At 63.0% G+C, this 17,888-nt stretch carries 15 protein-coding genes; 9 read left to right on the top strand and 6 right to left on the bottom strand.

Annotated features, from left to right (window positions below; all coding sequences use genetic code 11):
- Nucleotides 1–46: 46 nt before the first annotated feature.
- The 3 genes from glnE to ACZ9IL_RS20980 form a co-directional block, all read right to left on the bottom strand.
- On the bottom strand, nt 47–2,932 hold the full coding sequence (gene glnE, locus ACZ9IL_RS20970) for a bifunctional [glutamate--ammonia ligase]-adenylyl-L-tyrosine phosphorylase/[glutamate--ammonia-ligase] adenylyltransferase (protein ID WP_476005176.1): 2,886 nt from the start codon (nt 2,930–2,932) through the stop codon (nt 47–49).
- A 130-nt stretch (nt 2,933–3,062) separates the two neighbouring features.
- A complete protein-coding gene (locus ACZ9IL_RS20975) occupies nt 3,063–3,506 on the bottom strand; it encodes a GNAT family N-acetyltransferase (RefSeq protein WP_476005177.1) in 444 nt (147 codons plus the stop codon).
- Between the two features lie 237 nt (nt 3,507–3,743).
- Nucleotides 3,744–4,994 carry a methyl-accepting chemotaxis protein gene (locus tag ACZ9IL_RS20980; protein ID WP_476005178.1) on the bottom strand — a complete coding sequence of 417 codons (1,251 nt, stop codon included), beginning with the start codon at nt 4,992–4,994 and terminating at the stop codon, nt 3,744–3,746.
- A 32-nt stretch (nt 4,995–5,026) separates the two neighbouring features.
- On the opposite strand from ACZ9IL_RS20980, the gene ACZ9IL_RS20985 reads away from it, so the two are divergent.
- From ACZ9IL_RS20985 to ACZ9IL_RS21025, 9 genes are all read left to right on the top strand, one after another.
- On the top strand, nt 5,027–5,863 hold the full coding sequence (locus ACZ9IL_RS20985) for a potassium channel family protein (protein WP_476005179.1): 837 nt from the start codon (nt 5,027–5,029) through the stop codon (nt 5,861–5,863).
- Between the two features lie 153 nt (nt 5,864–6,016).
- Nucleotides 6,017–6,622 carry a TIGR04211 family SH3 domain-containing protein gene (locus ACZ9IL_RS20990; RefSeq protein ID WP_476005180.1) on the top strand — a complete coding sequence of 202 codons (606 nt, stop codon included), beginning with the start codon at nt 6,017–6,019 and terminating at the stop codon, nt 6,620–6,622.
- 168 nt (nt 6,623–6,790) lie between these two features.
- Nucleotides 6,791–7,570, top strand: coding sequence for an NAD(+) diphosphatase (gene nudC / locus ACZ9IL_RS20995; protein WP_476005181.1), 780 nt, complete (start codon nt 6,791–6,793; stop codon nt 7,568–7,570).
- A 166-nt stretch (nt 7,571–7,736) separates the two neighbouring features.
- Nucleotides 7,737–8,804, top strand: coding sequence for a uroporphyrinogen decarboxylase (gene hemE, locus ACZ9IL_RS21000; RefSeq protein WP_476005182.1), 1,068 nt, complete (start codon nt 7,737–7,739; stop codon nt 8,802–8,804).
- A 218-nt stretch (nt 8,805–9,022) separates the two neighbouring features.
- Nucleotides 9,023–9,952, top strand: coding sequence for an ROK family protein (locus ACZ9IL_RS21005; protein WP_476005183.1), 930 nt, complete (start codon nt 9,023–9,025; stop codon nt 9,950–9,952).
- 46 nt (nt 9,953–9,998) lie between these two features.
- A complete protein-coding gene (gene epd / locus ACZ9IL_RS21010; protein WP_476005184.1) occupies nt 9,999–11,009 on the top strand; it encodes an erythrose-4-phosphate dehydrogenase in 1,011 nt (336 codons plus the stop codon).
- A gap of 62 nt (nt 11,010–11,071) precedes the next feature.
- Entirely contained in the window at nt 11,072–12,235 is a 1,164-nt protein-coding gene (locus ACZ9IL_RS21015) for a phosphoglycerate kinase (protein ID WP_476005185.1), read from the top strand.
- A 116-nt stretch (nt 12,236–12,351) separates the two neighbouring features.
- Complete coding sequence (fbaA, locus tag ACZ9IL_RS21020) at nt 12,352–13,431, top strand: class II fructose-bisphosphate aldolase (protein WP_042643677.1); 1,080 nt, start codon at nt 12,352–12,354, stop codon at nt 13,429–13,431.
- A 205-nt stretch (nt 13,432–13,636) separates the two neighbouring features.
- Complete coding sequence (locus ACZ9IL_RS21025; RefSeq protein WP_476005186.1) at nt 13,637–14,950, top strand: NAD(P)/FAD-dependent oxidoreductase; 1,314 nt, start codon at nt 13,637–13,639, stop codon at nt 14,948–14,950.
- Nucleotides 14,951–15,035: 85 nt separating this feature from the next.
- Here ACZ9IL_RS21025 and ACZ9IL_RS21030 read toward each other — a convergent pair whose 3' ends face one another.
- The 3 genes from ACZ9IL_RS21030 to cutA all read right to left on the bottom strand — a co-directional run bounded on the left by ACZ9IL_RS21030 (nt 15,036) and on the right by cutA (nt 17,705).
- Nucleotides 15,036–15,476, bottom strand: coding sequence for a hypothetical protein (locus ACZ9IL_RS21030; protein WP_476005187.1), 441 nt, complete (start codon nt 15,474–15,476; stop codon nt 15,036–15,038).
- A gap of 112 nt (nt 15,477–15,588) precedes the next feature.
- Nucleotides 15,589–17,391, bottom strand: coding sequence for a protein-disulfide reductase DsbD (locus tag ACZ9IL_RS21035; RefSeq protein WP_476005188.1), 1,803 nt, complete (start codon nt 17,389–17,391; stop codon nt 15,589–15,591).
- Nucleotides 17,388–17,705 carry a divalent-cation tolerance protein CutA gene (gene cutA, locus ACZ9IL_RS21040; protein WP_476005189.1) on the bottom strand — a complete coding sequence of 106 codons (318 nt, stop codon included), beginning with the start codon at nt 17,703–17,705 and terminating at the stop codon, nt 17,388–17,390. The genes ACZ9IL_RS21035 and cutA overlap by 4 nt, the downstream gene beginning before the upstream one ends.
- Nucleotides 17,706–17,888: the final 183 nt, after the last annotated feature.

Below are 17,888 nucleotides of genomic sequence, written 5' to 3' on the forward strand. Positions count from 1 at the left end.
AGCCTTCTTCCCGAATGACAAGGGGCGCCGTGGCGCCCCTTGTTGTTTAGTCTCCGAGCTGTTGTCGCCAGACCGCCAGAACATGGTCCCGTTCGACCCGCAGTTGATCGTCCCCCACCTTGCGGGAGATCTCCGACAGATTGAGGCGATGGCCGAGGTTGCGGATCTCCAGATAGGCCTGTTTCAGCCTCTCCGCCTGCGCCAGGCTGAGCACCCCCGCCAGCACGCACTCATCGAAGATGCGCACGTTATCGGACCAGCGGGTCAACGCCTCCGGTTCGCCGCTGGCATGGGCCAGCACCAGGTACTGGGCGATGAACTCGATGTCCACCATGCCGCCGGGAGACTGCTTGAGATCGAACTCCCCCTCGCCGGCCTTGAGCAGATGATCCCGCATCTTCTGGCGCATCTCGCGCACCTCGCGGGCCAGGGTGGGGAGATCGCGCTCCTTGGCCAGCACGGCGCGGCGGACACGGGCAAACTCGGCAACGATGGCGTCATCGCCATAGATGGGGCGGGCCCGCACCAGTGCCTGATGTTCCCAGGTCCAGGCCTCCTTCTGCTGGTATTGCTCGTAGGCGGAGAGCGAGGAGACCAGCAGACCGGCGTCGCCGCTCGGGCGCAGTCGCATGTCGATCTCGTACAGGATGCCGGACGGGGTGCGGGTGCTGAACAGGTGCAGGATCCGTTGGGCCAGGCGCAGATAGAACTGGCGGCTGTCGATGGGCTTGCGGCCATCGGTGTAGCCGTTGGGATCGCCGCCGTGCAGGAACACCAGATCCAGATCCGAGCCGTAGCCGAGCTCGATGCCGCCGAGCTTGCCATAGGCCACCACGGCGAAGCCGCGCCGACCGCTCGCAGTCACCTCGGGAGGCACCCCGTAGCGCTCGCTCATCTGGGCCCAGGCCTGATTGACCACCTCCTCACAGATCGCCTCCGCCAGCCAGGTGAGGTGATCGCTCACCTTCATCAGCGGCAGGGCGCCGGCGATGTCGGCGGCCACGATGCGCAGCAACTGCACCTGCTTGAACTGGCGCAGTGCCTCCATCTGCTGTTCCACGTCCTCCTCCGGGATGCGCAGCAGGAACTGGCGCAGTTGGGGCTTGTACTGATCGAGCGGCGTCGGGTGGTAGAGGTGCTGGGGATCCAGCAACTCGTCCAGCAGGATGGGGTAGCGGGCGAGCTGCTCGCTCACCAGGTGGCTGGCATCGCACAGCCGCACCAGCTGGCGCAGGGCGGCGGGGTTTTCCGCCAGCAGTTGCAGGTAGGCGCTGCGGGTGAAGATGCGGGTCAGCAGGGTGCAGACCCGCTCGAACAGCCGGCCCGGTTGCTCGCTGGCCACCACCAGCCGCAGCAGCTCCGGCATCAGCCCATCCAGCGCTATCCGCCCCTGGGGGCCGACCTGGCGACGCCGGTACTCCTCCTTGAAGCGCAGCAGCGCGGCGCACAGCGGGGCGGCATCGCTCACCCCTTGCGCGGTCAGCAACTGCTCCAGCTCGACGGCATCGAGCTCGGTGCGCCACAGATCGAGCCAGAGCTGATCCAGATGGGAGGAGGCTTCTTTCTCTTCCCCCACCACGGCGACGAACTCCTGATGGACCGCGGCCATCTCCTCGTCGAGATGGGCCATAAAGGCGTCCCAGTCATCGAAGCCCAGCGAGCAGGTCAGCCGCTGGCGATCCCGCGGCTCGGTGGGCAGGCTCTGGGTCTGCTGATCGCCGATCTCCTGCAGGATATTCTCGACCCGGCGCAGGAAGCGGTAGGCGCCGAGCAGCCGCGCACAGCGCTCACCGTCGAGGGCGCCACCGGCGGCGATGGCAGCCAGCGCCTCTGGCAGGTGGCGCACCCGCAGGGCGGGTTCGCGGCCGCCGCGGATCAGTTGCAGCGCCTGAGCGATGAACTCCACCTCGCGAATGCCGCCGGCGCCGAGCTTGATGTTGCCCTCCAGCCCCTTGCGGCGCACTTCGGCGGCGATCATCGCCTTCATCTGGCGCAGACCGTCGATGACCCCGAAGTCGATGTAGCGACGGAATACGAAGGGGCGCAGCAGCTCGGTGAGCGCCTGAGCGTGTTCGCATCGAGTGCCCAGCACCCGCGCCTTGACCATGGCGTAACGCTCCCAGTTGCGACCGTGGTGCTGGTAGTAATCCTCCATGGCGGCAAACGAGATAGCGAGCGGCCCCGCCTCGCCGAACGGGCGCAGCCGCATGTCGACCCTGAACACCTGGCCGTCCTGGGTCGGCTGGTGCAGGGCATTGATCAGGCGCTGGCCGAGCTTGATGAAGAACTGCTGGTTGGCCAGCTCCCGCCGTCCGCCGACGGTGTAGCCGTTGTCGGGGAAGGTGAAGATAAGGTCGATGTCCGAGGAAAAGTTGAGCTCGCCGCCGCCGAGCTTGCCCATGCCGAGGATCAGCAGCGGCTGGGGATCCCCGTTGCCATCCACCGGGGTGCCGAGCTCGCTGCACTGCTTGGCATAGAGCCAGTCGCGGGCGCCGCAGATGAGCGCATCCGCCAGCTTGGTGAGATGGATGAAGCTCTCTTCCACCTCGGCTTGCCCCAGCAGCTCGCGCCAGGCGATCACCAACATCCGGCTGCGCCTGAACTGACGCAGTGAGCGCTTGAGTGCCTCCTCGTCGTTCAGCTGTGCAAGCAGGGCCGCCAGATCCGGCTCGTAGGCGGGCCAGCGCTCGATCCGCTCCAGATCACCCGACGCCAGGGTTTCCCCCAGCAGTTCAGGCTGCTTGATGAGGGAGTCAGAGACGAAGTCGGAGAGACCGAACAGGGTGAGCAGTGTTTGCTGCCGCTCCAGGGGCAGATCCCCATAGTCGGGGGACAGCTCGAGCAGCCGTTGCCATTGGCGCCGGGCCTGCTCTTGCAACAAGGAGGGAAGAGCGGGGGAAACAGACGAGAGAGAAGAAGAATGCTGGGCCACGGTTGCCGTCCTTGTGATTAACGGTTCTGCGAGTGAGATAAAAAGCCGGTAGCCAATCTATCATTGCCGCGCCCCCGCGTCACAGCGCGGGGGCGAGAACCATGATCTGGCGGGGAAAAAGGGCGTCGGCTCAGGGGCGCCGGTAGATCTCGGGATCGTATTTTTCCATCAGGCTGGCGGGATTGGCCGGTGGCACGAAGCCAAAACCGGCGTAGAGCCCCTGGGCATCCGAGGTGGCCAGCATGAGGCGGCGCAGCCCCTGCAACTCGGGATGGGCGAGAATGGCGGCGATCAACGCCTTGCTGTGGCCCTGGCCACGATGGGCCGGCAGCACGAACACATCGGCCAGGTAGCCGAAGGTGGCCTGGTCGGTGATGACCCGGGCGAAGGCGACCTGCTGGCCGACCAGATAGCCGCCGAAACACAGCGAATGATGGATGGCCCGCTGTACGGTGGCGTATGGAATGCCGAGGCTCCAGTAGGCCTGCTCGGACAGGAAACGGTGGATCAGCGGCACATCGAGCCGACCCTTGTCGTCGCTGATCTCCAATTGGGGGGATTGGGTGTTCTGCATCCTGGCTCCTTGCCGTGATGAAAAAAGAAAGGCCCCTTGCGGGGCCTTTCACTGTACTCGTCTCTGCCTGTCAGATCAGCCCCCGTGACGGCGCACAGTGCCATCAGGCCAGCTTGAAGGCCTGGATAAGACGGCTGTCCAGGAGCTGGCTGTGTTCCTTCCCCGTTCCGGCAGCTTGCCGTGGCATACATGAAAAAGGCCCCTTGCGGAGCCTCTCAACATAGCGAAATGTCCCGGTCAGGCCAGCTTGAAGGCCTGGATATGAGAGTCCAGGGTCTGACTGTGGTGCTCCACCAGTTCGGAGGCCTCGCGCAGCTCGCGCAGTACCACCACGGATCCTTCCACCACCTGTTTGACCTGCTCCAGGTTGGCGTTCATCTCCTCGGCGACCGAGCTCTGCTGCTCGGAGGCGGTGGCGATCTGGCGGTTCATGTCCGCCACTCCCTGCACCCGCTGCACTATGGTGGCGAGCTGATCGCCGGCCTGGGTGACCTGCTCCACTCCCTTGTCGGCCTGCTTTACGCTCTGGGCCATCAGGTCGACGGCCTGGCGGGCGTTGCCCTGCAACTGCTCGATCATCTTCTGGATCTCGACGGTGGCGGCCTGGGCCCGGTTCGCCAGCTCGCGCACCTCGGAGGCCACTACCGCGAAGCCACGCCCCGCCTCGCCGGCGCGGGCGGCCTCGATGGCTGCGTTCAGCGCCAGCAGATTGGTCTGCTCCGAGATGCTGCGAATGGTGTCGACCACGGAGCCGATGCGATCGACCCCGTGCTCCACCTCGTTGACCACGTCCGAGGAGCGCTGAATATTGCCGGACAGGGTGTCGATGGTGCTGACGGTGTCGGCCACGCAGCGGCTGCCCTCCCGGGCTAACTGACTGGCATCGGCGGTGGCGTGGGAGGCCTGCTCCGCATGGTTGGCGACCTCGCGAATGGCGCCGACCATCTGGCTCATGGCGCTCGCCAGTTGCTCTATCTGGGTGAATTCTTCATTGATCGCCTCGTTCGCCTCCTCCATGCAGAGGGTGACCTGGGAGGCGATCTCGTTGAGCTCCTTGCAGGCGACCCGCTGGGTGCCGAACACCTGCTTGAGGTTGTCCTGGGAGTGGGCGACCGCCTTGGCGATGTCACCGAACTCGTCGCGGGACTTGAGCAGTACGCTGTGGCTGAGATCCTTGCGCGCGAAGCGCTCCAGCAGACCCACCAGGTAGTGTACCTGTTTGACCATCAGGCGGGAGCCGGTCAGCAGCAGGACGACGAAGATAACCCCCATCAGCGCCGTCTCCATGACGCCGGTCCAGAGCAGGCGATCGGCGATGGCATTGGCCTTGGCCGCCTCTATCCCCTCGGCCAGCAGGGTGGCCTCCAGATTGCTGGCATCAAACCAGAGCTTGGCCAGCAGCAACAGGGTGCTGAACACCATGAGCAGTACCACTTTGGGCACCAGCCGGATGTTGCTCATGCGCCGTTCCAGCGGGTTTAACTGCATAATCTTTCTCCTTCTTGATGGCGGTTTTTCCTTTGTCTTCAGGACTATCGGCATTATCTTCCCTTTTATTAATTCGGACTGTGTTTGAAGTAGGAAAATGTATGCGACATCACTTAACTCATCTGCACTTACCTCATCTGCGCACCATGGATCTGCTGATGGCGTTTCTGTCGGTGATCTCCGTTGCTCTGGTGGCCGCCCGCTGGTGGGGGCATCACGAATGGAGCCCGCAGACCCTGCAGCTGTTCTATGACGTCGACAGCCTGATTTGCTATTTCTTCCTTGCCCATCTCGCCTATGGCTGGGGGCGGGCCCCCGACAAGATGGCCTTCCTCAAGGCAAACTGGTTCTATCTGCCGGGCAGCCTGCCCATGGTGGAGCAACTGCGCTGGGCCCGGCTCATTCAGCTGTGGCGGGTCTATCAACTGTTGCGGGACAAGCCGGATCTGCTCTCCATGTTTCGCCGCGAGCGCAATGAGACGACCCTGTCCGGCATCCTGTTCCTGTTCTTCCTGTTGCTGGGGGTGGGCTCGGGCGTCATGTACTGGCTCGAGACTGACCAGCCCGGCAGCCTGATCCAGACGCCTTATGATGCGTTCTGGTGGACGCTGGTGACCCTGTCGACCGTGGGATACGGGGATCTGGTGCCCAAGACCGAGGAGGGGCGCTTCGTCGCCAGCCTGCTCATCCTGTTCGGGGTCGGGTTGTTTGGTGCCCTCAGCGGCTTCATGGCCAGCCTGTTCGTGCACCCCGGGCGCACCAACGATGACGATGCGCAGTGGCGACGCCAGCACAATGAACAGCAGGCGCTGGTGCTGCAAGAGCTCAAGGCCCTGCGCGAAGAGGTGCGGTCCCTGCGTCAGCCCTAGCCTCCGGCGTCTGGAATGGTCGCGTGGCAAACGGGAGAAGTTGCGAGACAGCTCTCAGGGAGGGGGATGACGCTTTTCTTTGCTTGTCCTTTGACCCGCCAGCAGCTTAACATTCCGCCTGTCACCTAACTCAACGAAGAGAATCGATCGACCATGCGCGCCCTTCTCGGGATCCTGATCTGCTTGTGTGCCCAACAGGCACTGGCCGATACCCGTTATGTTTCAGACGACATATTTACCTACATCCACAACGGTCCGGGCACCCAGTACCGGATCCTCGGCAGCGTCAAGGCCGGTGAACCGCTGGAGGTCAAGGCAGTGAACAACGAGGCCGGTTTCACCCAGGTGGTGGACGGCCGTGGCCGTGAAGGCTGGATCAAGAACGCCGAGCTGCAGACCGACATCAGCCTGCGCGAGCGCCTGCCCCAGGTTGAGAAGGCGCTGGAAGAGGCCAAGGCCCGCCTGCTGAACCTCAACGGCGACAACGAGCGACGCTTCACCGAGAAGGATGGCCAGATCGCCGAGCAGACCAAGGAGATCGCCAGCCTGAAGGCCCAGCTCGCCAGCCAGAGCGAGGAGATGGGTAATCTCAAGGAGCAGAACGATGCCCTGACCCAGAGCTATGACAACCAGGAGCACGACATGCAGATGGACTGGTTCATCCGCGGTGGCGCCATGGTGGGTGGCGGCATCCTGCTGGGGATCTTGTTACCCATGCTGCCTCGTCGCCGCAAGAGCAGCGAGCGCTGGATGAATTGATCGAACGGATCGATTGAAAGGAAAGAGGGGTCGCCAGGGCGGCCCCTCTGCTTTTGGGCGGCAAGAGAATCGATGGCCATCTTGGGGTCGCCTCCGAGCCAGCCCGATCGTAAGATAAACCCCACTTGTCCGTGCCTCGCACGTCTTTCTCACCAAGAGCTTTCATCTATGTCATCGACCGAACAGGCCCGCTGGTTCGTGCTGGGGGGCGATCACCTCGTCCTGCTGGACGACAAGGGGCAGATCCCCTGCTGTGCCCTCACCCAACTGCCCGCCGATCTGCGCGAGCTCCCGTTCGAGCGTTTCGACGAATGGGACGGACTGCCCTGCTATCTGCTGGATCTGGGGGCGGAAGCGGATACCCGGTCTATGACGCCGCTGCGCCAGCTGATGGTGGCGGGGGATGAGGTGGGTTTTCGGCTCGCCGGCCGCGCCTGGCAACTGGCGACTTTTCGCCGCAGCCACCGCTTCTGCGGCGAGTGCGGCGCCCCCATGGCCCCCAAGACAGGGGAGTGGGCGCAGGGGTGTCTGCAGGGCCATGTGGTCTACCCGCGCATCTCCCCCTGCATCATAGTGGCGGTGCGCAAGGGGCGGTCCATCCTGCTGGCGGCCCATCGCCGTCACTATCAGGCCGAGGATCCCATGTTCACCGTGCTGGCCGGTTTCGTGGAAGCCGGGGAGAACCTGGAGCAGTGCGTGGCGCGGGAGGTGTTCGAGGAGAGCGGCATCCGGGTCGGCAATATCCGTTATGTCGCGAGCCAGCCCTGGCCCTTCCCCCACAGCCTGATGATGGGCTTCACCGCCGACTATCATGGCGGCGAGATCAAGGTGCAGGACGAGGAGCTGGTGGCCGCCGACTTCTTCCATGCCGATGCGTTGCCCCGGCTGCCGCCCCACGGCACCATAGCGCGCCGGCTCATCGAGCTGTGTCTCGGTGACGGGGTCTGACGGCCCCCACGCCAGCGGAAATCAACGGAAAAAGAGGGGCGCTTGTTTGCGCCCCTTCACATCTTTGCACTCGAAGCGGCGCAGCGCCCTCTTTGGGCCGCCCTTCCCCCCGCACAAAGTGGTATCATATCCGCCATTTTATGCTGGATATGACTCAGGAACTGGGATGAAAGAGCTGAAGAACGATCGATACCTGCGCGCCCTGCTGCGCCAGGAAGTGGACATGACCCCGGTGTGGATGATGCGTCAGGCCGGCCGTTACCTGCCGGAATACAAGGCGACTCGCGCCGTCGCGGGGGACTTCATGTCCCTGTGCCGCAACGCCGAACTAGCCTGTGAAGTCACCCTGCAGCCCCTGCGCCGCTATCCGCTCGATGCCGCCATCCTCTTCTCCGACATCCTGACCGTGCCCGACGCCATGGGGCTCGGCCTCTACTTCGAGCACGGCGAAGGCCCGCGTTTCGAGCGCCCGATCCAGTCCATGGCCGATGTGCAGGCGCTGCCCATCCCGGATCCGGAAGACGAGCTCGGCTACGTGATGAACGCGGTGCGCACCATCCGCCGCGAACTCAAGGGCGAAGTGCCGCTGATCGGCTTCTCCGGCAGCCCCTGGACCCTGGCCACCTACATGGTGGAGGGGGGCAGTTCCAAGGCGTTCACCAAGATCAAGCAGATGATGTACGCCGAGCCCATAACCCTGCACCTGCTGCTGGACAAGCTGGCGGACAGCGTGATCGCGTACCTGAACGCCCAGATCAAGGCCGGTGCCCAGTCCGTCATGGTGTTCGACACCTGGGGCGGGGTGCTGACCCCGCGGGATTACCGCGACTTCTCCCTGCAATACATGCACAAGATCGTCGACGGCCTGATCCGCGAACACGAAGGGCGCCGGGTGCCGGTGACCCTGTTCACCAAGAACGGCGGCCAGTGGCTGGAGCAGATCGCCGCCACCGGTTGCGACGCGCTGGGGCTGGACTGGACCACCGACATCAGCGATGCCAAGCGCCGGGTCGGTGACAAGGTGGCGCTGCAGGGCAACATGGATCCTTCCATGCTGTACGCCGCTCCCGAGCGTATCCGTGAAGAGGTCGCCACCATCCTTGCCGGTTTCGGTGAGGGCAACGGCCACGTCTTCAACCTGGGTCACGGCATCCATCAGGATGTGGACCCTGAGCACGCCGGCGTCTTCGTCAACGCGGTGCACGAGCTGTCCGCTCAGTACCACGGGCGCTGAGGCGAACCGAGCTTGATTTAACAACGGAGCCTGCGGGCTCCGTTTCGTTATCGGCGGCAGTGGCTTGAGGACGCTGGTGCGTGGCATCCGCACTGTTTGGGAGCTGCGCCGGGGCCCCGGCTCGGGTTACACTGCGTCCTCTGTGGCGGTGGTCACACACAAGATGAGCGACAGCGTGCGGGGCCGCGTCTCGGCCGGCTCGCCATGCAGGAGGCAGAATGAGCAAGACATCGTGGGATTGGGGCATCGATCTGGGCGGGACCAAGTGCGAATGCGTGGTGCTGGCGGGCGACGAGGTGCTGCTGCGCCATCGCATCCCCACCGAGCGTGCCGGCGGTTATCAGCACATGATCGGTCAGATCGCCAAGCTGGTGGATGAGTGTGCTGAGAAACTAGGTAAACGTCCTGCCATCATCGGCATGGGCACGCCGGGGGCGCGGGATCCCCAGACCGGGTTGATGAAGAACTGCAACACCACCGAGCTCAACGGCAAGCCGTTCAAGGAAGATCTCGAGCGCAAACTGGGTGTGCCGGTGCTCATCGCCAACGACGCCAACTGCTTCGCCCTGGCGGAAACCCACCTGGGGGCGGTGCGTCAGCAACATCCCGAGGCCAAGGTGGTGTTCGGCATCATCATGGGGACCGGTGTGGGGTCCGGCATCGTCATCAACGGCCAGATCCTCAACGGTCACCACGGCATCGGCGGGGAGTGGGGCCACAATGTGCTCTCACCGGACGGTCCCGAGTGCTACTGCGGCAAGCGCGGCTGCGTCGAGACCTTCATCAGCGGTCCCGCGCTGGAGGCCTGGTACGAAGCCAAGGCCAAACGCCACCTGTCGCTGGCCAAGATAGCGGCAGCCACGGCTCACGATCACGTGGCCAGGCTCACCATCGACCGGCTGCACCTGCTGTTTGGCCAGGCGCTGGCCAACGTGGTCAACATCCTGGATCCGGACGTCATCGTCATCGGCGGCGGGGTCGGCAATGTGCAGAGCCTCTATACCGCAGGCCGGCAGACGGTGCTGCCCTTCCTGTTCAATCCCCGCTTCGCCACGCCCATCATTGCCCCGGCACTGGGGGACAGCGCCGGGGTGTTCGGGGCGGCGCTGCTGGCCCGGGGCGTCTTCCAGGATGCCTTGCTGTCATGAGTCATCCATCGGCCTTCATTGCCGTCGCTAAGGACACACTTTTCCCATGATCAAGATTGCCATCAACGGCTACGGCCGGATCGGCCGCAACGTGCTGCGGGCCCTCTACGAGAGCGGTCGCGACAAGAACATCAAAATCGTCGCCATCAACGAGCTGGCGGCGCCCGAGGCCATGGTGCACCTCACCCGCTTCGACACCAGCCACGGCCGTTTCCACCATCCGGTACAGCTGGCGGGCAACAGCATGCTGGTGGGGGAGGATCTCATCTCTCTGTTCGCCGAGCGGGATCCGGCCAATTTGCCCTGGCGAGCGCTGGGGGTGGATGTGGTGCTCGATTGCACCGGCGTGTTCGGCTCGCGGGCGGATGCCGAGCTGCATTTGGGGGCGGGAGCGGGCAAGGTATTGTTCTCCCATCCGGCGGATGCGGACGTGGATGCGACAATCGTTTTCGGGGTGAACCACCAGACGCTGACGGGAAGGGAGCGGATCGTCTCCAATGCCTCCTGTACCACCAACTGCGTGGTGCCCGTCATCGAAACTTTGCATCGAGAATTCGAGATAAATTGTGGTACTATTACGACAATTCATTCGGCCATGCACGATCAGCAAGTCATCGATGCCTACCACAGTGACTTGCGCCGAACCCGCGCCGCCAGCCAGTCCATCATTCCGGTGGATACCAAGCTGGCAAAGGGGTTGGAGCGTATCCTGCCCCACTTCGCCGGCAAGTTCGAAGCGATCGCGGTACGGGTGCCGACCATCAACGTCACCGCCATGGATTTGAGCATTACTGTTCGTAAAAAAGTGACAGTTAGTGACGTAAATCAAGCCCTGCAACGGGCATCCAGAGGTACATTAAGCGGTATCCTGGACTACACGGAAGAGCCTTTGGTCTCCGTAGACTTTAATCATGATGCACACTCCTGCATCATTGATGGTACCCAGACTCGGGTGAGCGATGCCAACCTCGTCAAGATGCTGATGTGGTGTGATAACGAATGGGGCTTCGCGAACCGCATGCTGGATACCACCCGGGCCATGATGGCCGCATGCTGAGAGCGTGCACCGGGCGCAAGGTTACTGTTTTTAACATTACCTGAAAATATAGAGGACTGAATATGTCTGTTATCAAGATGACCGACCTGGATCTGGCGGGAAAACGCGTTCTGATCCGTGCTGACCTGAACGTACCGGTAAAAGACGGCAAGGTCACTTCCGACGCACGTATCGTGGCAACGCTGCCGACCATCAAGCTGGCTCTGGAAAAGGGCGCCAAGCTGATGATCACCTCCCACCTGGGTCGTCCGACCGAGGGTGAGTACAACGAAGAGTTCTCCCTGGCGCCGGTCGTCAACTATCTGAAAGACGCTCTGTCCTGCCCGGTCCGCCTGGCCAAGGATTACCTGGATGGCGTAGACGTCGCCGCCGGTGAGCTGGTCGTACTGGAAAACTGCCGCTTCAACAAGGGCGAGAAGAAGAACACCGAAGAGCTGGCCAAAAAATACGCCGCCCTGTGTGACGTCTTTGTAATGGATGCATTCGGTACTGCTCACCGCGCCGAAGGGTCTACCTACGGTGTGGCTCAATTTGCCCCGATCGCCTGTGCCGGTCCGCTGCTGGCCGGTGAACTGGAAGCCCTGGGCAAAGCCATGCTCAAGCCTGAGCGCCCGATGGTTGCCATCGTTGGCGGCTCCAAGGTCTCCACCAAGCTGACCGTACTGGAATCCCTGTCCAAGATCGCTGACCAGCTGGTGGTCGGTGGTGGCATCGCCAACACCTTCATCGCCGCTGCCGGTCACAACGTCGGCAAGTCCCTGTGCGAACACGACCTGCTCGATACCGCCAAGAAACTGGCCGCCGAGACCAACATTCCGGTCACCACCGACGTGGTCGTGGGCACCGAGTTCTCCGAATCCACTCCGGCCACCATCAAGTCCGTCTCCGACGTGACTGACGGCGACATGATCTTCGACATCGGCCCTGACTCTGCCAAGGCCCTGGCCGACATCATCATGAACGCCAAGACCATCCTGTGGAACGGCCCGGTCGGCGTGTTCGAGTTCGATCAGTTCTCCGCCGGCACCAAGATCATCGCCGAAGCGATCGCCGCTTCCCCGGCCTTCTCCATCGCTGGTGGTGGTGACACCTTGGCGGCCATCGACAAGTTCGGCATCGCCGACAAGGTCTCCTACATCTCCACCGGCGGCGGCGCCTTCCTGGAGTTCGTGGAAGGCAAGGTACTGCCGGCCGTTGCGATGCTGGAACAGCGCGCCAAAGCCTAATTGACCCGGGACGGGGGGCAAAAGCCTCCCGTTTCGTTTATCATGTGACCGCTGTGCCAGTTCATGATGAACCCCCCATTTTTTATTAACGGCATACGAGAACAGGACGATTTAACATGTCTAAGAAAATTTTCGACTTCGTAAAACCCGGCGTGATCACTGGTGATGACGTTCAGAAAGTGTTCGCCATCGCGAAAGAAAACGGCTTCGCTCTGCCAGCCGTCAACTGCGTCGGTACCGACTCCGTCAACGCCGTACTGGAAGCTGCTGCCAAGGTTAAAGCGCCGGTCATCGTTCAGTTCTCCAACGGTGGTGCCGTGTTCACCGCCGGTAAAGGCCTGAAGCTGGAAGGTCAGCAAGCCGCCATCCTGGGTGCCATCTCCGGTGCCAAGCACGTTCACGCCGTTGCCGAAGCCTACGGCATCCCGGTTATCCTGCACACCGACCACGCCGCCAAGAAGCTGCTGCCGTGGATCGACGGTCTGCTGGACGCGGGCGAGAAGCACTTTGCCGAAACCGGCAAGCCGCTGTTCTCCTCCCACATGCTGGATCTGTCCGAAGAGTCCCTGGAAGAGAACATCGACATCTGCTGTGAGTACCTGGTACGCATGGCCAAGATGAACATGACTCTGGAACTGGAACTGGGTTGCACCGGTGGCGAAGAAGACGGTGTGGACAACAGCCACATGGACCAATCCGCCCTGTATACCCAGCCGGAAGACGTGGCCTACGCCTACGAGCGTCTGTCCAAGATCAGCCCGCGTTTCACCATCGCTGCCTCCTTCGGCAACGTGCACGGTGTGTACAAGCCGGGTAACGTCAAGCTGACCCCGTCCATCCTGGACGCTTCCCAGAAGTACGTTTCCGAGAAGTTTGGTCTGCCGGCCAAGTCCCTGGACTTCGTGTTCCACGGTGGTTCAGGCTCCACCCTGGAAGAGATCCGCGAATCCATCTCCTACGGCGTCGTGAAGATGAACATCGACACCGACACCCAGTGGGCTACCTGGGAAGGTCTGTTGCACTTCTACAAGACCAACGAAGCTTACCTGCAGGGTCAGCTGGGCAACCCGGAAGGCGCCGACAAGCCGAACAAGAAGTTCTACGATCCGCGCGTATGGCTGCGTGCCGGTCAGACTTCCATGATCGCCCGTCTGGAGAAAGCCTTCTCCGACCTGAATGCCATCAACGTACTGTAATTCGTTACCGTACCTTGCAGGCATGAAGAGGCGCCCCACGGGGCGCCTTTTTTATGGCTGCGCTGTGATGGTCTCTCGTAAATAAGGTGTCCTTCGGGACACCTTTTGCATTTCTTTGATCCCGGCAGGCTGGATCCGTACCCATGGGCTGGGTATTATCGAGGACGATGCGTTTAATTTAGTAAACGAATGCGACCATGGCAGGATGCTGAGCATGCACACAGGAAGACAACACGGACACCAGGAGCACGTCGCCTCCTATTACGCGGCGACCCGCAACGACGACCGGCAGTGGCCCGAGCTCAGCGGTGAGCTCGACACCGATGTCTGCATCATCGGCGGTGGTTTCACCGGCCTCAACACCGCCATCAACCTGGCACAGGCGGGTTACAAGGTAGTGCTGCTGGAGGCCAACCGCATCGGCTGGGGGGCGTCCGGGCGCAACGGCGGCCAGCTCATTCGCGGCATCGGCCACGACACCAGCCAGTTTGCCCGCTGGATCGGCGAGCAGGGCGTGCGCGAGCTGGATCTGATGGGGCTGGAGGCGGTGGAGCTGGTGCGCCAGCGCATCGAGCAGTTCAACATCGACTGCGATCTGCGCTGGGGCTATTGCGATCTCGCCACCAAGCCGCGCCACCTTGCGGGGTTTGCGGAGGATGCCGAGCACCTGGCCAGCCTGGGGTATCGGCATGAGCTCAGACTGGTGCCAAAGAACGAGATCAAGTCGGTGGTGGGGTCGGATCGCTATCTTGGCGGCATGATCGACATGGGCTCGGGCCACCTGCATCCCCTCAACCTGGCGCTCGGCGAGGCCTGCGCCGCCGCGAGCCTCGGGGTGTCCCTGTTCGAGCAATCCCGCGTCATCCACATCGACTACGGCGATCGGGTGCAGGTCACCACGGCCCACGGCCGGGTCAGTGCCGACTACCTGGTGATCGGCTGCAACGCTTATCTCAACGACCTCAACCCCGATCTGGGGGGCAAGGTGCTGCCGGCGGGATCCTACATCCTCGCCACCGAGGTGCTGGAGAAGCGGCTGCGTCAGCGCCTGCTGCCGCAGAACATGGCGGTCTGCGATCAGAACGTGGCGCTCGATTACTACCGGCTGTCGGCAGATGGTCGCCTGCTGTTTGGCGGGGCCTGCAACTATTCGGGACGGGATCCCAAGGACATCAAGGCCTTCATGTTGCCCAAGCTGCTACGGGTCTTCCCGGAGCTCGCGGGCACTGCCATCGAGTTCCAGTGGGGGGGCATGATAGGCATAGGAGCGAACCGCTTGCCGCAGATCGGGCGCCTCAAGCAATACCCCAATGTGTTCTACGCCCAGGCTTACTCGGGGCACGGTCTGAATGCCACCCACATGGCGGCCAAGCTGGTGGCGGAGGCGATAGCAGGGGAGAGCCGCGGCTTCGATCTGTTTGCGCGCGTGCCCCACATGACCTTCCCGGGCGGGCCTTCCCTGCGCTCCCCCCTGCTGGCGCTGGGGATGCTGTGGCACAGGATGAAGGATCTGTTGTGAGACGATGAGCGGCGCCGGGGAGGCGCCGGGTGACAGTCAGGAAGGGATGGTTGCTAGCCCAGGATGCTGCAGGGCATGAGGGCAATCAGGAGGCGGGAGCATCAGGCGCTTGCGTCTGGCCGGGCTCGGCGAGGCGCCAGCCCTGCTCGGTCTTCATCATCCAGACCTCGCTCTCCAGGGCCAGTGCCTGACCAGCCTCGAACTCGCCGTATTTGCGCTCCAGCTCCATCAGTCCCATCTCCTGCTGGAAGGGACCGACCCTGTCGTAGACCAGATCTTCATCATGCAGGATCTGCAACTGATCCAGCCCCTGCTTGAAGTGCAGCCGGTAACCCACCTTCACCAGATAGACCCCCTCCATCCGCTCCTCCTTGCCAAGCACGGCGACGTCGCTGATATCGAACAGGGCGGCATCGGCATCGGCCTGCAGTCTGGCGGTGACCTGAGTCTGGATCGCCTCTTCACCGGGACCCGCGTCGCAGCCATAAAGCCAGCAGGCCAGCAGGGGGATGAACCACTTTTTCATCAAAACTCCGGACGAACGAGACGGGAAAGGGCAAAGTTTGCCACGGCGTCTCGCAGATACAAGGGATGGCCAGAAAAATCGTGGCTTGGCCCGGGGCTGTCGCCCCGGGGCCTCAGCGCAGCTTGTCCAGATGGGCGAGGAATTCGACGGGGCCCATGAAGCCGGTCACCCGCTGGCCGCTCACCTCATTGCCGGCACGGTCGAAGAAGATCAGGGTCGGCAATCCCAGCACCTCTAGGCCGTTGAGCAACTCGACATCGGCATCGTCGTTGACGGTGACATCCGCCTGCAGCAGCACCATCTCGTTGAAGCGCGCCCGCACCGCGGGATCGCTGAAGGTCTTGTGCTCGAACTCCTTGCAGGCCACGCACCAGTCGGCATAGAGATCCAGCAGCACCGGCTTGCCCCGGGCGGCGGCGAGCTGGCTCCTGAGATCGTCCAGGGTCTTGATGCGGATGAATTGGGGCGTCTGGGTCTGGGTGCTGGCACCGATCCCCGGTGTCGGCAACAGCAGGTCCTTGCCCGTCACCACGGCGCCGATCATCACCAGCAACAGGATGAAGCCGCACAGGCTCCGACCTATGGAGTGGGGACGGTGCTGGTTGTGGTGATAGAGATAGGCGCACAGCGCCAGACCCCAGCCCAGCCAGAGCAGGTTGGTAATGTGATCGCTCCACAGCCGCGACAGCAGCAGCACGGGCACCGCCAGCAGCGCAAAGCCGAACAGCTGCTTGATCACATCCATCCAGGCGCCGGCCCTCGGCAGCAGCCTGCCCCCCGAGGTGCCGAGCAACAGCAGTGGCAGCCCCATGCCGAGCGACAGGGCATAGAGCGCCGCGCCGCCGAGCCAGAGGTCGCCGCTCTGGGCGACGTAGATGAGTGCCCCCGACAGCGGCGCCGTGGTACAGGGGGAGCAGACTAGGCCGGAAATCATCCCCATGATGCCGACCCCGACCACGGAGCCACCCTGCTGGCGATTGGACAGGCCGGAGAGCCGGGTCTGCAGGCTGCTCGGCAGTTGCAGGCTGTAGAGCCCGAACATGGAGAGCGCCAGCAACACGAACATCGCCGAGAGGCCGATCAGCACGTAGGGATGCTGCAGTGCTGCCTGGAATTTCAAGCCGGCCGAGGCCACCACCAGCCCGAGCAGGGTGTAGGTGACCGCCATGCCCTGCACATAGACGAAGGAGAGCAGGAAGGCGCGGCGGGTGGAGAGGCGCTGGCCGGCGCCGGCGATGATGCCGGTCAGTATGGGGTACATGGGGAAGACGCAGGGGGTGAAGGCGAGCCCCAGCCCCAGCGCGAAGAAGGCGGCGATGCTGAGCCAGAATCCCTGGCTGCCGAGGGCGGCGGCCAGTTGATCCTGCTGGCTGCTGGCCGGGGTGTCGGCGGCAGCCTCTGTGTCGGCCGCGCCCGCATCGCTTGCCGTGGCAACGATGGGTTGCACCGCCACCCGCTGATCGGTGGGCGGATAGCAGAGGCCCTCGGTGCAGCCCTGGTAGCTTATCTTGATGCTGGCGCCCTGGCCCACCTCGGTCAGGGTGAGCGGGATCTGCACCTCCTGATAGAAGACCCGGGTCTTGCCGAAGAAGTCATCCTCGTGCTCGGTGCCCGCAGGCAGCTCGGGTTCGCGGAAGGCGAGGTGCTCCCCCTGGAAGCTGAAGCGGTGACGATAGAGATAATACCCCTCGGCGATGCGCAGGGTCAGCAGCAGCTTGTCCCCTCGCTGCTCGCTCTCCAGCACGAAGGCCTCGTCGACCTTCAGAAACTTGGGCTGAGCCTGGGTCTCGATGCCGAGGCTGGCGAGCAGATCGCTGCCGCTGGCCCGGGCGGGCATGGCCTGCAAGGAGCAGAGCAGCGCCAGCAGGACGAGCAGAAAATAGTACAGGCGAGCGCGCAGACGGGACGGGATCATGAGGTCTCCTGGGTCAACCAGTCGAGATAAGGCTGATGACCCTGGCTGACGGGCAGCGCCAGGATCTCCGGCAGCTCGTAGGGGTGATTCTCGAGGATGCACTGGCGCAGGGGCTCGAACAGCCCGCTCCTCGACTTGATGATGAGCTGGATTTCACGGCTGCGTTCAATCTTGCCCTGCCAGCGATAGACGGAGGTGAGCCCCGGCAGCTGGTTGATGCAGGCGGCGAGGTGTCCGGTCAGCAGTCGTTCGCAGATGCGTTCTGCACTGGCTTCATCCGGGCAGGTGCATAGCACCAGAATAGCGTCGGTCATGGCGTGAAAATCTCGTCAGAATGGGTTGAAACAGGCCCATAAACCAGAGGCTACTATACCTAGCAGCCGCATAAATAGCACCCGCCGTGCATGTCCTGCGAGGCCGCCAAATAAGTGATGCGCCCGAGATAGACGCTATGAAAAGGACAGGGCAGAATGAGCTGGCTTGTTCCCATTCGACGT

It is taken from the genome of Aeromonas sp. TECH754 (genome assembly GCF_056279295.1).

Excerpts from the sequence above, each read along its gene's own strand:
- ACZ9IL_RS20975 (WP_476005177.1), bottom strand. The coding sequence starts at position 3,506 with ATGCAGAACACCCAATCCCCCCAATTGGAGATCAGCGACGACAAGGGT.
- ACZ9IL_RS20980 (WP_476005178.1), bottom strand. The coding sequence starts at position 4,994 with ATGCAGTTAAACCCGCTGGAACGGCGCATGAGCAACATCCGGCTGGTG.
- ACZ9IL_RS20990 (WP_476005180.1), top strand. The coding sequence starts at position 6,017 with ATGCGCGCCCTTCTCGGGATCCTGATCTGCTTGTGTGCCCAACAGGCA.
- nudC (WP_476005181.1), top strand. The coding sequence starts at position 6,791 with ATGTCATCGACCGAACAGGCCCGCTGGTTCGTGCTGGGGGGCGATCAC.
- hemE (WP_476005182.1), top strand. The coding sequence starts at position 7,737 with ATGAAAGAGCTGAAGAACGATCGATACCTGCGCGCCCTGCTGCGCCAG.
- ACZ9IL_RS21005 (WP_476005183.1), top strand. The coding sequence starts at position 9,023 with ATGAGCAAGACATCGTGGGATTGGGGCATCGATCTGGGCGGGACCAAG.
- epd (WP_476005184.1), top strand. The coding sequence starts at position 9,999 with ATGATCAAGATTGCCATCAACGGCTACGGCCGGATCGGCCGCAACGTG.
- ACZ9IL_RS21015 (WP_476005185.1), top strand. The coding sequence starts at position 11,072 with ATGTCTGTTATCAAGATGACCGACCTGGATCTGGCGGGAAAACGCGTT.
- fbaA (WP_042643677.1), top strand. The coding sequence starts at position 12,352 with ATGTCTAAGAAAATTTTCGACTTCGTAAAACCCGGCGTGATCACTGGT.
- ACZ9IL_RS21025 (WP_476005186.1), top strand. The coding sequence starts at position 13,637 with ATGCTGAGCATGCACACAGGAAGACAACACGGACACCAGGAGCACGTC.
- ACZ9IL_RS21030 (WP_476005187.1), bottom strand. The coding sequence starts at position 15,476 with ATGAAAAAGTGGTTCATCCCCCTGCTGGCCTGCTGGCTTTATGGCTGC.
- ACZ9IL_RS21035 (WP_476005188.1), bottom strand. The coding sequence starts at position 17,391 with ATGATCCCGTCCCGTCTGCGCGCTCGCCTGTACTATTTTCTGCTCGTC.
- cutA (WP_476005189.1), bottom strand. The coding sequence starts at position 17,705 with ATGACCGACGCTATTCTGGTGCTATGCACCTGCCCGGATGAAGCCAGT.